The 18,451-nt window shown below is 74.9% G+C and carries 18 protein-coding genes; 15 read left to right on the forward strand and 3 right to left on the reverse strand.

Annotated features, from left to right (window positions below):
* Nucleotides 1–162 precede the first annotated feature (162 nt).
* The 8 genes from proC (at nt 163) to ACFV0G_RS16550 (ending at nt 7,162) form a co-directional block, all read left to right on the forward strand.
* Complete coding sequence (gene proC, locus ACFV0G_RS16515; protein ID WP_380547243.1) at nt 163–990, forward strand: pyrroline-5-carboxylate reductase; 828 nt, start codon at nt 163–165, stop codon at nt 988–990.
* A gap of 9 nt (nt 991–999) precedes the next feature.
* Nucleotides 1,000–1,653 carry an HAD family hydrolase gene (locus ACFV0G_RS16520; RefSeq protein WP_380547245.1) on the forward strand — a complete coding sequence of 218 codons (654 nt, stop codon included), beginning with the start codon at nt 1,000–1,002 and terminating at the stop codon, nt 1,651–1,653.
* 97 nt (nt 1,654–1,750) lie between these two features.
* On the forward strand, nt 1,751–2,950 hold the full coding sequence (locus ACFV0G_RS16525) for an MFS transporter (protein WP_380547247.1): 1,200 nt from the start codon (nt 1,751–1,753) through the stop codon (nt 2,948–2,950).
* Between the two features lie 55 nt (nt 2,951–3,005).
* Nucleotides 3,006–4,205, forward strand: a complete 1,200-nt coding sequence (locus ACFV0G_RS16530) for an acetoin utilization protein AcuC (protein WP_380547249.1) — start codon at nt 3,006–3,008, stop codon at nt 4,203–4,205.
* A 257-nt stretch (nt 4,206–4,462) separates the two neighbouring features.
* Nucleotides 4,463–4,672 carry a helix-turn-helix domain-containing protein gene (locus ACFV0G_RS16535; protein WP_380547251.1) on the forward strand — a complete coding sequence of 70 codons (210 nt, stop codon included), beginning with the start codon at nt 4,463–4,465 and terminating at the stop codon, nt 4,670–4,672.
* Between the two features lie 120 nt (nt 4,673–4,792).
* On the forward strand, nt 4,793–4,891 hold the full coding sequence (locus tag ACFV0G_RS16540) for a 30S ribosomal protein bS22 (RefSeq protein WP_003948845.1): 99 nt from the start codon (nt 4,793–4,795) through the stop codon (nt 4,889–4,891).
* Nucleotides 4,892–5,096: 205 nt separating this feature from the next.
* Nucleotides 5,097–6,158 (forward strand): NAD-dependent epimerase/dehydratase family protein, encoded by a 1,062-nt coding sequence (locus tag ACFV0G_RS16545; RefSeq protein ID WP_380547253.1) that lies wholly within the window; start codon nt 5,097–5,099, stop codon nt 6,156–6,158.
* The gene (locus ACFV0G_RS16550; protein ID WP_380547255.1) at nt 6,155–7,162 is read left to right on the forward strand and encodes a lysophospholipid acyltransferase family protein; all 1,008 of its coding nucleotides are present in this window, start codon (nt 6,155–6,157) and stop codon (nt 7,160–7,162) included. The genes ACFV0G_RS16545 and ACFV0G_RS16550 overlap by 4 nt, the downstream gene beginning before the upstream one ends.
* Before the next feature lie 57 nt (nt 7,163–7,219).
* On the opposite strand, the gene ACFV0G_RS16555 is transcribed toward ACFV0G_RS16550, so the two are convergent.
* The 3 genes from ACFV0G_RS16555 to ACFV0G_RS16565 form a co-directional block, all read right to left on the reverse strand.
* Nucleotides 7,220–8,392, reverse strand: a complete 1,173-nt coding sequence (locus tag ACFV0G_RS16555) for a DUF5667 domain-containing protein (protein WP_380547257.1) — start codon at nt 8,390–8,392, stop codon at nt 7,220–7,222.
* Between the two features lie 256 nt (nt 8,393–8,648).
* A complete protein-coding gene (locus ACFV0G_RS16560; RefSeq protein WP_380547259.1) occupies nt 8,649–9,527 on the reverse strand; it encodes an ECF subfamily RNA polymerase sigma factor, BldN family in 879 nt (292 codons plus the stop codon).
* Between the two features lie 464 nt (nt 9,528–9,991).
* Nucleotides 9,992–11,005 carry an HAD family hydrolase gene (locus ACFV0G_RS16565; protein ID WP_380547261.1) on the reverse strand — a complete coding sequence of 338 codons (1,014 nt, stop codon included), beginning with the start codon at nt 11,003–11,005 and terminating at the stop codon, nt 9,992–9,994.
* A 109-nt stretch (nt 11,006–11,114) separates the two neighbouring features.
* On the opposite strand from ACFV0G_RS16565, the gene ACFV0G_RS16570 reads away from it, so the two are divergent.
* The 7 genes from ACFV0G_RS16570 to hemB all read left to right on the forward strand — a co-directional run.
* Nucleotides 11,115–11,390, forward strand: coding sequence for a glutaredoxin family protein (locus ACFV0G_RS16570; RefSeq protein ID WP_380547263.1), 276 nt, complete (start codon nt 11,115–11,117; stop codon nt 11,388–11,390).
* 174 nt (nt 11,391–11,564) lie between these two features.
* Nucleotides 11,565–12,254, forward strand: coding sequence for an exonuclease domain-containing protein (locus ACFV0G_RS16575; protein ID WP_380547265.1), 690 nt, complete (start codon nt 11,565–11,567; stop codon nt 12,252–12,254).
* A gap of 101 nt (nt 12,255–12,355) precedes the next feature.
* The gene (locus ACFV0G_RS16580; RefSeq protein WP_380547267.1) at nt 12,356–13,249 is read left to right on the forward strand and encodes a redox-sensing transcriptional repressor Rex; all 894 of its coding nucleotides are present in this window, start codon (nt 12,356–12,358) and stop codon (nt 13,247–13,249) included.
* Nucleotides 13,246–14,586, forward strand: coding sequence for a glutamyl-tRNA reductase (locus ACFV0G_RS16585; protein ID WP_380547269.1), 1,341 nt, complete (start codon nt 13,246–13,248; stop codon nt 14,584–14,586). Before ACFV0G_RS16580 ends, ACFV0G_RS16585 begins: the two co-directional genes overlap by 4 nt.
* A 44-nt stretch (nt 14,587–14,630) precedes the next feature.
* Nucleotides 14,631–15,629 carry a hydroxymethylbilane synthase gene (gene hemC / locus ACFV0G_RS16590; RefSeq protein WP_380547271.1) on the forward strand — a complete coding sequence of 333 codons (999 nt, stop codon included), beginning with the start codon at nt 14,631–14,633 and terminating at the stop codon, nt 15,627–15,629.
* A 101-nt stretch (nt 15,630–15,730) separates the two neighbouring features.
* A complete protein-coding gene (locus tag ACFV0G_RS16595; protein WP_380547273.1) occupies nt 15,731–17,374 on the forward strand; it encodes a uroporphyrinogen-III synthase in 1,644 nt (547 codons plus the stop codon).
* Between the two features lie 119 nt (nt 17,375–17,493).
* On the forward strand, nt 17,494–18,451 hold a 958-nt coding region (gene hemB, locus ACFV0G_RS16600; RefSeq protein WP_380547275.1), incomplete at its 3' end, for a porphobilinogen synthase.

An 18,451-nucleotide genomic window follows, 5' to 3' on the forward strand; every position in this document is an offset into this window, starting at 1 on the left:
GTCGGCCACGCGCACGCCCGGTGCGAGGTGGGGGAGAGCCGACCGTACGAGCGGCCCGGCCGCCGGGTGGCGGCGGGCCGCACTGCCCACCGTTCGGACGGCTCCCCCCGCCGCGCGCCGACGGTGGAAGGATGGCCGCAGCACCGTACGAAGGAGCGGCTCATGGCCAGCAGCGCATCCGGACAGAAGATCGCCTTCCTCGGCACCGGCAAGATCGGCGAGGCCCTGCTCTCGGGCCTGCTGCGGGCCGGCACGGACCCGGCGGACGTCCTGGTCACCGCCCGCCGCCCGGAGCGCGCCGCGCAGCTCGCCGAGCGCTACGGCGTCACCGCCGTCTCCAACGCCGATGCCGCCAAGCTCGCCGACACCCTGATCCTCGCGGTCAAGCCGCAGGACATGGGCACCCTGCTCGACGAGCTGGCCCCGCACGTCGCCGCCGACCGGCTGGTGATCTCGGCCGCGGCCGGCATCCCGACCGGCTGGTTCGAGGAGCGGCTGGCGGCCGGCACCCCGGTCGTCCGCGTCATGCCCAACACCCCGGTGCTGGTGGACGAGGGCATGAGCGTCATCTCCGGCGGCTCGCACGCCGCCGAGGCCCACCTGGAGCGCACCGAGGAGATCTTCCGCTCGGTCGGCAAGGCGATCCGGCTGCCGGAGAGCCAGCAGGACGCGGCGACCGCGCTCTCCGGCTCCGGCCCCGCGTACTTCTACTTCCTGGTCGAGGCGATGACCGACGCCGGCATCCTGCTCGGCCTGCCCCGCAGCGTCGCCCACGACCTGATCGTGCAGTCCGCGATCGGCGCCTCGGTGATGCTGCGCGACTCCGGCGAGCACCCGGTGAAGCTGCGCGAGGCCGTCACCTCCCCGGCCGGCACCACCATCGCCGCCATCCGCGAGCTGGAGAACCACGGCGTCCGGGCCGCCCTGCTCGGCGCCCTGGAGGCGGCCCGCGACCGTTCCCGCGAACTCGCCGGCGGCGGCAGCAAGTAGGCTCGCCCGGTGACGTACGACCTGGTGATCTTCGACAACGACGGCGTGCTCGTGGACAGCGAGCCCATCTCCAACCGGGTGCTCGCCGCGTACCTCACCGAGCTCGGCTTCCCGACCACGGTCGAGGACTCCTACCGGGACTACATGGGCACCGCCGCGCACCACGTCCACGACGTGATCCTCGCCCGGCACGGGGCGCGGCTGCCCGAGGGCTTCGACGACCTGTTCCACGCCCGGGTGTTCGCCGCCTTCGAGGCCGAGCTGACCCCCGTCCGCGGCGCCGAGCAGCTGCTGAAGGCCCTCCAGCAGCAGGGCGTCCGGTACTGCCTGGCGTCCTCGGCGCACCACTCCTGGATCCGCACCGCGCTCGACCTCACCGGCCTGCGCGGGCACGTCGCCGAGGAGCTGATCTTCAGCGCCCAGGACGTCGGCGTCGGCAAGCCCGCCCCCGACCTCTTCCTGCACGCGGCCCGCACCATGGGCGTGGCGCCCGAGCGCTGCCTGGTCCTGGAGGACAGCCCCAACGGGGTGCTCGCCGCCCGCGCGGCCGGCATGGACGTGTACGGGCACGCCGCGCTCACCGACCCCGCCAAGCTGACCGCCGCCGGCGCCACCGGGCTGTTCACCGACCTCTCCGAGGTACCGGCGCTGCTCGGGTCCTGAGACCCGGACAGCCGATCCGGGCGCACCCCTCCCGGAAACCGCGCGCAGGACCTACGCTCACGCCCACACACAGATACCGGCGAGTAGCGGGGGTCCGATGCAGGCAGAACCCACGGCGCGGCTCCGGCAGGCCCGCGCGGCCCTCGCCGTCAGCTTCCTGCTGCAGGGCACCACCTTCGCCCTGCTGGTGACCTGCATCCCGGAGATCCAGCGGCAGTACGGCCTCGGCGACGGCATGCTGCCGGTCTTCCTGGCCGCGGTGCCGATCCTCGCCGGCGTCGGCTCGATCGCCTCCGAGCAGCTGGTGCGGCGCACCAGCGCCAAGGCGGTGCTGCGGGTCGTCCAGCCGGCCGTCTGCCTGGCCCTGGCCGGTGTCGGACTCGGCGGCACGCTCTGGCAGCTCGCCCTGGCGCTGGCCGCGTTCGGCCTGCTGGTCGGCGCTCTCGACGCCTCGATGAACATGCTCGGCGTGGGCCTGCAGCACCGCTACGGGCGGAGCATCATGCTCGGCTTCCACGCCGCGTTCAGCCTCGGCGGGATCGTCGGCGCGGCCGTCGCCGGCCTCGGCGCGCACGGCGGCACCCCGCTCGCCACCCTGTTCGGCGGCTCGGCCGCGGTGCTGATCCCGCTCGCCCTGCTCGCCGGGACGCGCTTCGCCGGCCGCGCCGAACTCGGCGACGCCGTCCGCGAGGCCGCCGAGGCGGCCGGCCGGGCCATCCCGTGGCGGCCGCTGCTGCCGCTGTGCCTGGCGATGGCGGTGGCCTACATCGCCGACGCCTCGGTCTCCAACTACAGCGTCAAGTACCTCACCGACACCCTGCACAGCCCCGACGACGTCGCCAAGCTCTCCTACCTCGGCTACATGCTGGCGATGCTGCTCGGGCGGGCCCTGGGCGACCGCGGGGTGCAGCGCTGGGGCGCCGTCCGGGTCGTCCGGGCCGGCGCCGCGACCGCCGCGCTCGGCTTCGCGATCGCCGCGCTGGCACCCGCCCCGTGGGCCGCGATCGCCGGCTTCACGGTGCTCGGCCTCGGCATCTGCGCGATCATCCCGCAGGTGTTCGCGGCCGGCGGGCGGCTCTTCCCGGCCGACTCCGACGCCGCCGTCGCCCGGCTCAACCTGTTCAACTACGTCGGCTTCCTGATCGGCTCCCCGCTGGTCGGCGCGATCGGGGACGCCGGCTCGTACCGGGCGGCGCTGCTGGCCCCGATGCTGCTGGTCCTGGTGATCGTGCCGCTCGGCGCCCATTTCGCGCCCACCCCGGCCAAGGCCGCCCCCGCCCCCGCGCCGGTGCCCTGATCCGTCGCCGGGCCCGCACGGCGGTGCCGCCGACCCCACCCACTACGGTGGAGCCATGCCCGACGCCGAGCATGACACCCCCTGCGGCCTGCACCTCTTCTGGGACGACGCGGTCACCGCCTACGACTTCGGGCCCGGCCACCCGATGGACCCGACCCGGCTGGCGCTCACGAAGCACCTGGTCGACGCGTACGGGCTCAGCCGCGGCCCCGGGGTGACGGAGCGCGCCGCACCGCCCGCCGGGGACTCCACGCTGCGGCTGGTGCACACCGCCGAATACATCGCCGCCGTCCGCGCGGTCGCCGCCGACCCCGCCCGCAGCGATCAGCGGCACGGACTGGGCACCGACGACAACTGGGCCTTCCCCGCGCTGCACACCGCCTCCGCGCTGATCGCCGGGCAGTCCGTCGCCGCCGCCGAGGCGGTCTGGCGCGGCGAGAGCCCGCACGCGGTGAACTTCGCCGGCGGTCTGCACCACGCGATGCCCGACCGGGCCTCCGGCTTCTGCATCTACAACGACCCCGCGCTGGCCATCGCCCGGCTGCTGGAGCTCGGCGCCGAGCGGGTCGCCTACGTCGATGTCGACGTGCACCACGGCGACGGGGTCCAGCAGGCCTTCTGGAACGACCCGCGGGTGCTCACCGTCTCCCTGCACGAGAACCCGGCCACGCTCTTCCCGCAGACCGGCTGGGCCACCGAGACCGGCGGCCCGGACGCCCCCGGCAGCGCCGCCAACCTGCCGCTGCCGGCCGGCACCGGCGACAGCGGCTGGCTGCGCGCCTTCCACGCCCTGGTGCCCGAGCTGCTGGCCGCCTTCCGCCCGCAGGTGCTGGTCACCCAGCACGGCGCGGACACCCACGTCGAGGACCCGCTGGCGCACCTGGCGGTCAGCCTGGACGCCCAGCGGACGGTCGCCGAGTCGCTGCACCGGCTCGCCCACGAGACCGCCGGCGGCCGCTGGGTCGCCCTCGGCGGCGGCGGGTACGCGGTGGCCGACGTCGTCCCGCGGACCTGGACCCACCTGGTGGCCACCGCCGCCGGCCGGCCGCTCGACCCGGCCGCCGAGACCCCCGAGGAGTGGCGGGCGGAGGTCTACCGCCGCACCCGGCAGTCGGCCCCGCTGCGGATGACCGACGGCGCCCGCGCCGACTGGCGGGACTTCCACGACGGCGGGTACGACCCGGCGGACCGCCTCGACCAGGCCGTCCTCGCCGCCCGCCGGGCCGTCCTGCCGCACCACGGCCTGCTGCCCTGAGCGGCGCGCCCGCCGGGCCGGCCGTGCGCCCTCCGTGCCCCGATGCGCCCCGCCTGTCACCCGAAGCCCGTTCCGCCTGCGCCAGACCGCCGACCGGCTACCTACTGCAACGGGGGGATGGCTCACCGTAGAAGGACTGGGCATCCCCCTCTTCCCACTGGTACCACCCATAACTACTCTGGGGATACACGTGTGCCGGTGGAGTCACCGGAGGGGAAGCCGGTGCCTTGCACACGGGTAAGGGTCGGGTGATGGTCATGAGTTCCGGCGAACGCCCCCTGCAGGAGGTCGTCTTCCTGACCGTGGCCGAGGTGGCCTCGGTCATGAGGGTGTCCAAGATGACGGTGTACCGGCTGGTGCACAGCGGCGAACTGCCGGCCATCCGGGTCGGCCGCTCGTTCCGCGTGCCCGAGCAGGCCGTGCACGACTACCTGAAGGAGTCCTACGTGCATCTGGAGAGCGCGTAGGCCGGACACGGGCAGGGAGGATTACGGCTTACCCGGAGCGGACGGTAGGCTAGGCCCTCCGTCAGTCGTATGGACTCCCGTCTCCCATGGACGAGGGTCCGAGTGAGCGAGGGTAGTTCCGTGGGCTCTGTCATCAAGAAGCGTCGCAAGCGTATGGCCAAGAAGAAGCACCGCAAGCTTCTGAAGCGCACTCGCGTGCAGCGTCGCAACAAGAAGTAACCGCGGCCGAACCCGCTCACGCGGGGGGCCTGCCGCCACACCCAAGGCCGCCTCGCGCGCGCACCAGGTGTCCGCACTGCCCGCCCGGGCGACCAGCCCGGGCGGGCAGTGGCGTCTTCACGCCGCGCGGCGGCGGCGCCTTTACTGCGGCGGAACATCCGCACGGTACGGTGCACCCAGGCAACACCGAGGAGGACGCAGCAGCGTGGGCAAGGTCGTGCTCGTCACCGGCGTGGCACGGCATCTCGGTGCCCGCTTCGCCGCGGAGATCGCCCGCCACCCCGACGTCGAACGGGTGGTCGGCGTCGACGTCCGCCCCCCGCGCGACGACCTGCCGCCCGGCGTCCGGTTCGCCCAGGTCGACCTGCGCCGCCCGGCCGTCGCCCGGATCATCGCCGACCACGGCATCGACACCGTCGTGCACCTCAGCGTCTCCGCGATGGGCTCCGGCGGCCGCGCCGTGGTCAAGGAGACCAACGTCATCGGCACGATGCAGCTGCTCGGCGCCTGCCAGAAGGCCGCCGGCCTGCGCCGCCTGGTCGTGAAGTCCACCACCGGCGTGTACGGCTCCGCCCCCCGCGACCCCGCGGTCTTCGGCGAGCGGATGCAGCCCAAGCAGCTGCCGCCCGGCGGTTTCGCCCGGGACGCCGCCGAGGTCGAGGGGTACGTCCGCGGCTTCGCCCGCCGGCGCCCCGACGTCGCCGTCTCGGTGCTGCGCTTCGCCAACATCGTCGGCCCGGCCGGCGACACCCCGCTCTGCTCGTACTTCGCGCTGCCGGTGCTGCCGACCGTGCTCGGCCACGACCCGCGGCTGCAGTTCGTCCACGAGGACGACACCATCGAGGTCCTGCGCCTGGCCGCGCTGGAGGCCCGCCGGGGCACCACCAACACCGGCACCTTCAACGTGGCCGGCGACGGCGTCCTGCTGCTCTCGCAGTGCGCCCGCCGGCTCGGCCGGCCCACCGTGCCGCTGCTGCGCCCGGCGCTCGGCCTGGTCGCCGGCCTCGTCCGGCAGACCCGGCTCGCCGACCTCTCGCCCGAGCAGCTCCAGCTGCTCACCCACGGCCGGGTGGTGGACACCACCCAGCTGCACGAGACCTTCGGCTACCGGCCCCGGTACACCACGTCCGAGGCCTTCGCCGACTTCGCCGCCGCCCAGCGCGCCGGCCTGCTGCCCCCCGAACGCCTCACCGCCGTCACCGACCGGCTGACCGGCCTGCTCGGCACCGACGGCGGCCGCCACCCCGAGGAGCCGATGCCGCGATGACCGCAGCCCGCAAGACCGAACCGCCCGAGGCCAAGGTCATCCCGATCGAGTCCGCACCGAGCTGGCACCCCGGGGCCCGCCCGGGTGTCGCCGACCGGCTGGCCGAGGCCGTCGGCGGCGCACTCGCCGGGCCGCTCGGCGCGACCGCGACCAAGGTCCTCGGCAAGGGCTGGGAGGACCGCGCGGCGAACGGGCTGGCCTTCCTGCGCCGCCGGATCACCGGCGACTACGAGGTCGACGAGTTCGGCTTCGACCGCGAGCTCACCGAGGAGGTCTTCCTCGCGCTGCTCCGGCCGCTGGCCGAGAAGTACTTCCGGATCGAGGTCCGCGGCGCCGAGAACATCCCCGCGGAGGGCGGCGCGCTGATCGTCGCCAACCACTCGGGCACCATCCCGCTCGACGCGCTGATGACCCAGGTCGCCATCCACGACCACCACCCGCACCACCGGCACCTGCGGATGCTCGCCGCCGACCTGGTCTTCGTGCTGCCGGTCGCGGGCGAGCTGGCCCGCAAGGCCGGGCACACCCTGGCCTGCAACGAGGACGCCCAGGCGCTGCTGGAACGCGGCGAGGTGGTCGGCGTCTGGCCGGAGGGCTTCAAGGGCATCGGCAAGCCGTTCTCCGAGCGCTACAAGCTCCAGCGGTTCGGCCGGGGCGGCTTCGTCGCCTCCGCGCTGCGCGCGGGCGTGCCGATCGTGCCCTGCTCGATCGTCGGCGCCGAGGAGACGTACCCGATGATCGGCAACGCCCGGACGCTGGCCCGGCTGCTCGGCCTGCCGTACGTGCCGCTCACCCCGACCTTCCCGTGGCTGGGGCCGCTCGGCGCCGTTCCGCTGCCGACCAAGTGGACCATCCAGTTCGGCGAGCCGATCCCCACCGACGGGTACCCGCGGGAGGCCGCGGACGACCCGATGCTGGTCTTCAACCTGGCCGACCAGGTCCGGGAGACCATCCAGCACACGCTCTACAAGCTGCTGGTGCAGCGGCGGTCGGTGTTCTTCTGAGACCCAGGCAGTGACGGAGCGCGCGCCCGCCTCGGACGCGCGCTCCGTACCCGGCCGTCAGCCGCCGAGGGTGAGGCCCGGGAGCAGCCCGGGGATCAGCGGCGGGATGGTGATGCCCTGGCCGCCCGGCGCCGGCGTGGCCGAACCGGAGGGCGCGGGGGAGGCGCCCGAACCGGTGCTGCCGTCGCCCGGCGCAGGGGAGCCCTGGCCGGCGCCGAGCCCGGTGGTCAGCCCGTCCACCAGCCCGCCGACGCCGTTGGGCGCACCGCTCGGGGCGCCGCCGCCGGTGGCACCGCCGGTGCCGTGCGAGGTCGGCGCGCTCGCGCCGCCCGGCGCCTGGCCCTGACCGGTGCCGTCGCCGCCCTGGCCGCCGACCGCCCCCGACCCGTTCTGGCCGCCCTTGGGCTGGTCCAGGTGGAGGGGCGCGACGTCCTCGCTTATGTCGTCGAACAGGGCGTCGACCCGGTCGGCCTGGGTGCTGAGCTGGCCGGGCAGCCGACTGTGCAGCTTGGCCCAGCGCTGGTCCTGGCCCTCGGCGAAGCCGGCCAGCTGCCGCATCGGAGCCAGCGAGCCGTTGCTGCGGTACACCGCACGGAGCAGGTCGCGGCCGCGGACGGCCTCGGCGTGCATGTCGTCCAGCGCGCGCCGCACCTGGTCCACGGTGTCGGGGCTGAGCGGGCCCGCGTCGCCGGAGCGCTGGAGCAGGACCTGCGCCTCGTCGAGGCGGGTGGACGCCTGCTGGAGCAGCAGCGCGCCGCGCTCCGAGTCGGAGCCCGCCCAGTCCAGCCGGAGTCCCTCCAGGCCGCGCTTCATGCCGTACAGCGCATCGCCCGGCAGGGCGTCCCCGCTGGCCGCGGCGGCGCCGGCGAAGCTGCCGACCGCCACGCCGGCCACCAGGCCGCCGATGGCCAGCCGGCGGCCCCAGCGGCCGCGGGCCGCCCGGTGCCGGCGCTGCCGGGCCGGGGCCGCCGTGCCGCCGCCGGCCGCGAAGGCCTGCTCGAAGGCGGCCATCAGCTGGGCACGCTGCACGGCCCTGGTCTCCGCGGCCAGCTGCGGCCTGGGGAGCCCGTCGAGCGCATCGGTCAGGCTCAGCAGCTCCGCCATCGCGGTGGAGCCGGCGCGGTGGGCGCCGCCCAGATCGCCGCCGCCGGGTCCGTTCTCCGTCTGGTGGGCCTCCAGCGCCTCGGCGAAGGCCTTCGCCCGCCGGTGCTCCAGCACGTTTGCCGTCACGGGCCACACCTCCCTTCGTCGTTGTCGACACCGTGGCCTGCCGGATGGTTGTCTCGGCGGGCCGAAACCACACCATCGGGTGACGCATCCGGATCCCTCTTGACCCCGGGCCCGACGGGTGTTTCCAGCCTGGCCAACGAGCGGTGTCGGGAGTGGGTTACGCACGGCTGATCATGTGACCGCCCATTCACCCGGCCGTGTCGCCGGACGGGGGTCGGTGACGGTCTGCCGTCTATCGGCCCGTCGCCGCTCCGGGTCACCGGGCGTCCGGGGGCAGCAGGCGGGCGAGCGTGCGCACGGCGCGGTACTGGAGGGTCTTGATCGCACCCTCGTTCTTGCCCATGATCCGCGCCGTCTCGGCCACCGAGAGCCCCTGCAGGAAGCGCAGGTTGACGCACTCCTGCTGCTGCGGGTTGAGCCGCCGCACGGCGTCCCGCAGCGCGGCGTTGGCGAGCGACTCCAGCACCGACTCCTCGGGGCTGCGCTCGCACTCGTTGGGGTCGAGCATCTCGCCGGTGGTGACCTCCAGCCGGAACCGGCTGGACTTGAAGTGGTCGGCCACCAGGTTGCGCGCGATGGTCACCAGCCAGGCGCCGAAGTCCCGGCCCTGCCACGTGAAGGTGCCGATCCGGCGCAGCGCCCGCAGGAAGGTCTCGCTGGTGAGGTCCTCCGCCGTGGCCCGGCTGCCGACCCGGTAGTAGATGTACCGGTAGACGGTGTCGGCGTAGTGGTCGTAGAGCCGGCCGAAGGCCTCGCTCTCGCCGGCCTGGGCGCGCTCGACCAGCTCCATGACCGGGTTGTGCTCGGTCTCCGTCCCGCTGCCCTGGCCCGACCGGGCGCGGCTGCGGGCGGGCGGGCCGACCGTGGTGGCGCGGCCGCGCGGGCCGGCCGTGCCCGTCGTGCCGGTGGTGCCGGCGGCGCCTCCGGCGGCCGTCGAGCGCAGCAGGGCGCCCGGCAGGGCGGGGCGGGGGGCGGGCAGCGCGGCCCCGCCGGCGACGGCCGGCACGGGCTGCGGGAGGACCAGCTGGAACTCGCGGATCGCGGCCCACAGGCGGTCCAGCCGCACACCGGGGCGCAGGGTGGCGGTCGACGGGCGGGAGGTGGCGGGCGCGTCGTTCCGGACGGGTGGGTACACGGGACTCCCAGAGGCAGAACTGTGGACGGGTCACCTCCGCCAGTGCGGAGCGCACGCCCGCCGACCCCCGGGGCGGGGGACGCGCAGTGCCGTGCATCCAGGAGAGAATAACGCTTTGTGCAATGACGGCTACACCCTGTGGTGGAAGTGGTCGTTTGAGATCCGGATGGCGCGTATATTCATCCGGTCCTGATCACTGACGGCCCGCCCGGCCCGTCTTCGGGTGATCGACCGTGGACACAAGGTGACCGATTGGCGGGAGGGGCGGGTGCTTTCCCAGCCTCGGCGCGCGGTAACCCACAACTTTGCCGAGTCGGCGAACGATCGCTTCCGATCGGATCCGGGCCGGTCCCGGCAGCCGCTTCGCGGCGGCGGTTCCCTCCCCGGGGTGAGGCCCTCCCACTCGTGCGGGGGACCCGGCGGTGCACCGCCCTGACGCCCGGCCGCACCCCCGCGACCTGCGGTCAGGCCGTCCTGCGGCGGCGCCGGACGGCGAGCGTGTACGCCGTCGCACCCGCGGCGACGCCCAGTCCGACCGCGGCCGGCACCCCGATCCGGGCGGCCTTGCGCCCGGTGCGGAAGTCCCGGACCCGCCAGCCCTCGGCCCGCGCGTGCCGGCGCAGCGCCCCGTCCGGGTTCACCACGTACGGGTGGCCGACCAGGCTGAGCATCGGGATGTCGTTGGCCGAGTCGCTGAAGGCCGCGCAGCGCGCCAGGTCGAGCCGCTCGCGGCGGGCCAGCGCCTGCACCGCGGCCGCCTTGGCCTCGCCGTGCAGCAGCCCGCCGACCAGCCGGCCGGTGTACTCGCCGTCGACCGTCTCCGCGACCGTGGCCAGCGCCCCGGTCATGCCGAGCCGGCGGGCGATGATCCGGGCGATCTCCTGCGGCGCCGCGGTGACCAGCCAGACCCGCTGCCCGGCGTCCAGGTGCATCTGCACCAGCGCCCGGGTGCCCGGCCAGACCTTCTCCGCGATGACCTCCTCGAAGATCTCCTCGCAGATCTGCTCCAGTTCCGCCGTCCGCTTCCCGGCGACCAGGCCGAGCGCGCGGTCCTGGGCGTCGGCGATGTGCGACGGGTCCTCCGAGCCGTGCAGCCGGAACCACGCCTGCTGCCAGACGAACCGTGCCACGTCGCGACGGGAGAAGAACCGGCGACGGTACAGGCCGACGCCGAGGTAGAAGATCGCGGCGCCGCGCAGGATCGTGTTGTCGCAGTCGAAGAAGGCCGCCGCCTGTACGTCGTCGGGCGTCGGCGTGTGGTCCTCGGCGGGGGCCTTGGGCCGGCCCGGCCGCTCCGCCCGCGGGGGCCGCTCGGCCCGGCGGCGCGCGGGGGCGCCGGCGGCGGACCCCTCGCGGACCAGCAGGTCCGCCGAGGCCCGCAGGCCGGCCTCGGCCGCGTCGGCGGCGGCCTCGCCCGCCAGGGCGGTCCGCTCGTTCGGGGAACGCCATGCCTGGTGGAGCCTTCGCAGCGCGGCCATGCACCGAGCATAGCCAGCCCCGGGCGCAGCTCCCGTGACGACGGTGTGCAGGCGCAGTTAACGGACCGCATCGGGCCGGTGACCCCGGCCGGGGGCGCACAATGGCCCGGTGAGCCTGCTGCGACGCGACAAGAACAAGAAGCCCGCCGACCGGGTCGTCACCATGATCGGCAAGCCCGGCTGCCACCTGTGCGACGACGCCCGCGCCGTCCTGCTCCGGGTGACCGGCGAGCTCGGCGCCGCCTACGAGGAGAAGGACATCACCCAGGACGAGGAGCTGTACCGCACCTACGCCGAGCAGATCCCGGTGACCCTGATCGACGGTCGCCAGCACGACTTCTGGCGGGTGGACGAGCGGCGCCTGCGGGCCGCGCTCGGCGCCTGAGCCCCCTGCCTGCGGCGATGCCGTCCGGGCCGCCGGCCCCCGCCGATCGGCGGGGGAGGTAGCCCAAATCGTTGCGGAGAAAATGAAGATCACCTCGTCTGCGGGTGATTTTGTCGGCTTACGATCGAGTCCGTTTCACGTCAGCCAGGGGGCCAGCAGGCGAAGGAGTGACCGATGGGCGGCTACGCCGTCGTCGACATCGAGGCCACCGGCCGCAGCCCCTGGCGGCACCGGGTGGTCGAGGTCGCGGTCGTGCTCCTCGACGGCGACCTGCGCACCGAGGAGTCCTTCAGCACCCTGGTCGACCCGGTCGGCCCGGTCGGGCCCACCCACGTGCACCGGATCTCCCAGGACGACGTGATCGGCGCCCCGCGCTTCCGCGAGGTCGCGCCCCGGCTGCTGGAACTGCTGGCCGGCCGGGTCATGGTCGGCCACCACGTGTCCTGCGACCGGGCCTTCCTGGAGCGCGAGTTCGCCCGGATCGGGGTGCCGCTGCCGGAGATCCCGCTGCTGTGCACCATGCGGCTGGCCCGCAGCCGGCTGCCGGAGGCCACCGGGCACGGCCTCGCCGCCTGCGTCGCGGCGGCCGGCCTCGGCCGGTACCCGGCGCACACCGCGATGGGCGACGCCCGGGCCGCCGCCGACCTGCTGCGCCACTACGTCCGTGCGGACGCCGCCGGCGGCGCCGAGTGGCGCGAGCCGCTGCGCGAGGCCGCCCGGATCCCCTGGCCCCGGCTCGGCCGGGCCCGCTCGCTGGGCCCCGAGGGTGCTGTCCCGCTGCTGCGCCGGGAGGCCGTGCCGGGCCCGCGGGCGCCCGGTGCGATCCGTATACCGACGGTCGCGACCGCCCGGGACGGTGAGTGATGCGCATCACTGTGGAGGGACAAAACGGACACCATCTTTGTGCACACGTTCACAAACGCATAGCCTGGCTGCCAAAGCCCAGCTTCACCCTCGGGAGCACCGTGGCAATCGGCCGACCCACCCAGAGCAGTTCGCAGGCGCCCGACACCGGCGCCGCGCGCCGACCCTCGCGTGCCCGGGGCATCCCGGAGGCGACCGTCGCCCGCCTCCCCCTCTACCTGCGCGCCCTGACCGCGCTCTCCGAGCGGTCCGTGCCCACCGTCTCCTCCGAGGAGCTCGCCGCCGCCGCCGGGGTCAACTCCGCCAAGCTCCGCAAGGACTTCTCCTACCTCGGCTCCTACGGCACCCGCGGCGTCGGCTACGACGTCGAGTACCTGGTCTACCAGATCTCCCGTGAGCTGGGTCTCACCCAGGACTGGCCGGTCGTCATCGTCGGCATCGGCAACCTCGGCCACGCCCTCGCCAACTACGGCGGCTTCGCCTCCCGCGGCTTCCGGGTCGCCGCCCTGCTCGACGCCGACCCCGGCGTCGTCGGCTCCACCGCCGCCGGCCTCCCGGTGCGGCACATGGACGAACTGGAGTCCATCGTCGCGAGCCAGCAGGTCTCCATCGGCGTCATCACCACCCCGCCCGGCGCCGCCCAGCAGGTCTGCGACCGCCTCGTCGAGGCCGGCGTCACCAGCATCCTCAACTTCGCACCCACCGTCCTGACCGTCCCGGACGGCGTCGACGTGCGCAAGGTCGACCTCTCGATAGAGCTCCAGATCCTCGCCTTCCACGAGCAGCGCAAGGCCGGCGAGGAGCCCGACTCCACCGACTCCTCCGTCCTGGACCGCGCACCCGGCCCGGTCCGCGCCGCCGCCGCCAAGCTGCGCCGCGCCGCCGGCGGCACCGCCAAGGCCGAACCGGCCAAAGGCACCGCCGCCAAGACGACCGCGTCCGACCGGCCCACCGCCGGCGGCGAGGGCGACCTCTCGGCGGTGATGCCGGCATGAGCCTGCTCGTCGTCGGACTCAGCCACCGCACCGCCCCGGTCGGCGTCCTGGAGCGCGCCGCCCTCACCGGCGAGGTCCCCACCCGCCTCCTGCACGACGCCGCCGCCTCCTCGGCCGTCGCCGAGGCGGCCCTGGTCAACACCTGCAACCGGATCGAGCTCTACGCGGACGTGGACAAGTTCCACGCCGGCGTCGCCGAGCTCTCCCTGCTGCTCGCCCACCACAGCGGCGTCGACCTGGAGGAGCTCACCTCCCACCTCTACGTCCACTACGAGGACCGCGCCGTCCACCACCTGTTCTCGGTCGCCTGCGGCCTGGACTCCATGGTCGTCGGCGAGGGCCAGATCCTCGGCCAGCTGCGCGACGCCCTCGCCCGCGCCCAGGACGAGCACACCGCCGGGCGCGGCCTCAACGAGCTCTTCCAGCAGGCCCTGCGGGTCGGCAAGCGCGCCCACAGCGAGACCGGCATCGACAAGGCCGGCCAGTCCCTGGTCACCTTCGGCCTGGAGCAGATCGCCGCCGCGGCCGGCGACATCGCCGGCAAGCGCGCCCTGGTCGTCGGCGCCGGCTCGATGAGCTCGCTCGCCGCCGCCACCCTCGTCCGCGCCGGCGTCACCGACCTGCTGATCGCCAACCGCACCGCCGAGCGCGCCGAGCGCCTCGCCGCCAACCTCGGCGGCGCGGCCCGCACCGTCGACTTCGCCAAGGTCCCGGAGGCGCTCGCCGACGTCGACCTGGTGATCTCCTGCACCGGCGCGGCCGGCGCCGTCATCGGCGCCCGCGACGTCGCCGCCGCCGTCGACCGGCGCGCCGCCGACACCCCGCTGGCCTTCCTCGACCTCGCCATGCCGCGCGACGTCGACCACGACGTGCACGAGGTCCCCGGCGCCCTCCTGGTCGACCTGGAGAGCCTCTCCCACGCGCACGCGGCCACCCCCGGCGCCGGCGACGTGGACGCCGTCACCGGCATCGTCTCCGACGAGGTCGCGGCCTTCGGCGCCGCCCAGCGCGCCGCCCGGATCGCCCCCACCGTGGTCGCGCTCCGCTCGATGGCCTCCGACGTCGTCCTCGGTGAGCTCGCCCGGCTCGAGTCCCGCCTCCCCGACCTCGACGACCGCACCCGCGCAGAGGTCGGCCAGACCGTGCGCCGCGTCGTCGACAAGCTCCTGCACGCCCCGACCGTGCGGGTCAAGCAGCTCGCGGCCGAACCCGGCGGCGCCTCGTACGCCGACGCACTCCGCGAGCTCTTCGATCTGGACCCGGCGGCCGTCCAGGCCGTCTCGGGCACCCCGGCAGCGTCGCCGGCCGGCCACCCCGCCCCCGGCGGAGCGGCCTGATGAACCCCACCACCCCCCACCGGCACGACCTGGACGATCACCAAATGAATGGTCAACTGAGCAGCACTCCGGGCGACCGGGAACGCCCGCTGCGCCTCGGCACCCGCCGCAGCGCCCTCGCCATGGCGCAGTCCGGCATGGTCGCGCGCGAGGTCGCCCGGGTCACCGGCCGTCCGGTCGAGCTGGTCGAGATCACCACCTACGGCGACACCTCCCGCGAGGCCCTCGCCCAGATAGGCGGCACCGGCGTCTTCGTCTCGGCCCTGCGCGACGCGCTGCTGGACGGCCGGATCGACCTCGCCGTGCACTCCCTCAAGGACCTCCCCACCGCCGCCCCGGCGGGCCTGCTGCTGGCCGCCGTCCCCGAGCGCGAGGACGTCCGCGACGCACTGGTCGCCGCGGAGGGCCTCGCCCTGGGCGAACTGGTCGAGAAGCTCGCCGGCGCCGGCCGCACCGCCCGCGTCGGCACCGGCTCCCCGCGCCGGATGGCCCAGCTCAACGCCTGGGCCGCGGCCCGCGGCGCCGCCCTGGAGACCGTCCCGATCCGCGGCAACGTGGACACCCGGATCGGCTACGTCGCCCAGGGCGAACTCGACGCCGTCGTGCTCGCCGCCGCCGGCCTCAACCGGCTCGGCCGGCACGCCGAGATCACCGAGCACCTCGACCCGGACGTGATGGTCCCGGCCCCCGGCCAGGGCGCCCTCGCCGTCGAGTGCGTCGACCCCGCACTGGCCGCGCAGCTGGCCGCCCTCGACCACACGCCCACCCGGGCCGCCGTGGTCGCCGAGCGCGCCCTGCTCGCCGCCCTGGAGGCCGGCTGCTCCGCACCGGTCGCGGCCCTCGCGACCTGGCAGGGCACCGAACTGCGGCTGGAGGGCGTGGTCGGCACCGTCGACGGCGCCACGCTGCTGAGAACGACCGCCACCGGCCCGCTCGTCCCGGACGAGGCCGCCGAGGAGCAGGCCGCGGCCCTGGGCCGCGCGCTCGCCGCCCGGCTGCTCGACCAGGGCGCGGCCGGCCTGATGGGGGAGCGAGCCCTGTGAGCGAGCGCACCGCGGGGGCACCCCCGGCCGACGGCAGGGGGAGAACCGATGAGAAAGACGCCTGGCTCAGCCACGGCCCGAGCGATGCGAAGGGCGGGAGCATGAGCCCCACCGCCGCCAGCCCGTCAGACGCCCCGGCCCACCCGGCCGGCCGCTGCACCTTCCTGGGCGCCGGCCCCGGCGACCCGGGTCTGCTCACCCTGCGCGCCGTCGACGTCCTGGCCTCGGCCGACGTCCTGGTCGCCGACCCCCTCACCGCCGCCGCCGTGCGCACGCACTGCCCGGCCGGGGTCCTCGTCCACCACCCGGCGGAGGAGGACGGCCTCGACGTGGCCAAGCTCGTCGCGGACGCCGTCCGCGCCGGCAAGCACGTCGTGCGCACGGTCGACGGCGACCCGGGCCTGGACGGCTGCGCCGCCGAGGAGATGCTCTGCTGCGCCGACGCCGCGATCCCGTTCGAGGTGATCCCGGGCGTCGCCCAGTCGGTCGGCGTGCCGGCCTACGCGGGCGTGCCGCTGCGCGGCAGCCAGGGCGCCGACGTGCGCTTCGTGGACGCGGCCGCGCTGATCGGCGGCGGCTCCGTGGACCTCGGCGCCGCGGAGACCACCCTGGTCGTGCGGACCACGCTCGGCCAGCTGCCGGCCACCGCCACCGCGCTGGTGGCCAACGGCCGCAAGCCCGACGCCCCGCTCTCGGCGACGCTCTCCGGCACCACCACCCGCCAGCGCACCTTCACCTCCACCCTGGCGACCATCGCCGCGGACCTGAAGGCCGCCCGGGTGCTGCCCTCGCCGGTGTCGGCGCCGGTCGACCCGGCGACCTCGGTGATAGCCGTGGTCGGCCAGCAGGTCGCCCACCGGGCCTCGCACTCCTGGTTCGAGACCAAGCCGCTGTTCGGCTGGAACGTCCTCGTACCGCGCACCAAGGAGCAGGCACACGGCCTCTCCGACCAGCTGCGCGGCTACGGCGCCGTGCCGCAGGAGGTGCCGACCATCGCGGTGGAGCCCCCGCGCACCCCGCAGCAGATGGAGCGCGCCATCAAGGGCCTGGTGACCGGCCGCTACGAGTGGATCGCGTTCACCTCGGTCAACGCCGTCAAGGCCGTCCGGGAGAAGTTCGAGGAGTACGGCCTGGACGCCCGCGCGTTCGCCGGCATCAAGGTCGCCGCGGTCGGCGAGACCACCGCGCAGGCGCTGGTCGACTTCGGCGTGAAGCCGGACCTCGTGCCGTCCGGCGAGCAGTCCGCCGCCGGCCTGCTGGAGGACTGGCCGCCGTACGACCCGGTCTTCGACCCGATCGACCGGGTGCTGCTGCCGCGGGCCGACATCGCCACCGAGACGCTGGTGGCCGGCCTGGTCGAGCTCGGCTGGGAGGTGGACGACGTCACGGCGTACCGCACCGTGCGCGCCTCGCCGCCGCCGGCCGAGACCCGCGAGGCGATCAAGGGCGGCGGGTTCGACGCGGTGCTCTTCACCTCGTCGTCCACGGTGCGCAACCTCGTCGGCATCGCCGGCAAGCCGCACAACGTCACCGTGATCGCCTGCATCGGCCCGGCGACCGCCAAGACCGCCGAGGAGCACGGCCTGCGGGTCGACGTGATGGCGCCCGCGCCGTCCGCCGCCGCCCTGGCCCAGGCCCTCGCGGACTTCGGCGCCAAGCGCCGGGACACCGCGGTCGCCGCCGGCGAGCCGGTCTACCGGCCGAGCGAGCGCCGCCCGGGATCGCGCCGCAAGGCCGCCCGCTGACCCACCCCGCCGGGGAGGCCCATGAGCCTCCCCGGCGGTCTCGTATCGTCCGGAAAGAGAAGCAGTTGACCGCCGAATTCCCGACCGTACGCCCGCGCCGCCTCCGCTCGACCCCGGCCATGCGCCGCCTGGTCGCCGAGACCCGCCTGCACCCGGCCGAACTGATCCTGCCCGCCTTCGTCCGCGAGGGCATCACCGAGCCGAAGCCGATCACCTCGATGCCCGGCGTCGTCCAGCACACCCGCGACACCCTGCGGAAGGCCGCCGTCGAGGCGGCCGAGGCGGGGCTCGGCGGCATCATGCTGTTCGGCGTCCCCGAGGTGCAGGACGCGGTCGGCAGCGAGGGCACCAACCCGGACGGCATCCTGCAGCAGGCCATCCGGGACGTGGTCGCCGAGGTCGGCGACGCCCTGGTCGTGATGTCCGACCTGTGCCTGGACGAGTACACCGACCACGGCCACTGCGGCGTGCTCGCCGCGGACGGCTCGGTCGACAACGACGCCACCCTGGCGCGCTACGCCGAGATGGCCGTGGTGCAGGCCGACGCCGGCGTCCACCTGGTCGGCCCGTCCGGCATGATGGACGGTCAGATCGGCGTGGTCCGTGCCGCGCTGGACGCCGCCGGCCACCAGGACACCGGCATCCTCGCCTACACCGCGAAGTACGCCTCCGCCTTCTTCGGGCCCTTCCGGGAGGCGGTCGGCTCCTCGCTCACCGGCGACCGCAAGACCTACCAGCAGGACCCGGCGAACGGCCGCGAGGCGCTGCGCGAGCTCGCGCAGGACATCGCCGAGGGCGCCGACCTGGTGATGGTCAAGCCCGCAATGGCCTACCTGGACGTGCTGCGGCAGATCGCCGACGCCTCCCCGGTGCCGGTCTCCGCGTACCAGGTCTCCGGCGAGTACGCGATGGTCGAGGCCGCGGCCGCCAACGGCTGGGTGGACCGCGAGCGGATGATCATGGAGACGCTCACCTCGATCCGCCGGGCCGGTGCCGGGCAGATCCTCACCTACTGGGCCGTCGAGGCCGCCGGGAACATGGTGGGGCTCTGCCCCCGCTACGGCGGAAGGCCGGGCC

This window comes from Kitasatospora sp. NPDC059571, from assembly GCF_042735675.1.
In the GTDB taxonomy this organism is placed as follows: domain Bacteria; phylum Actinomycetota; class Actinomycetes; order Streptomycetales; family Streptomycetaceae; genus Kitasatospora.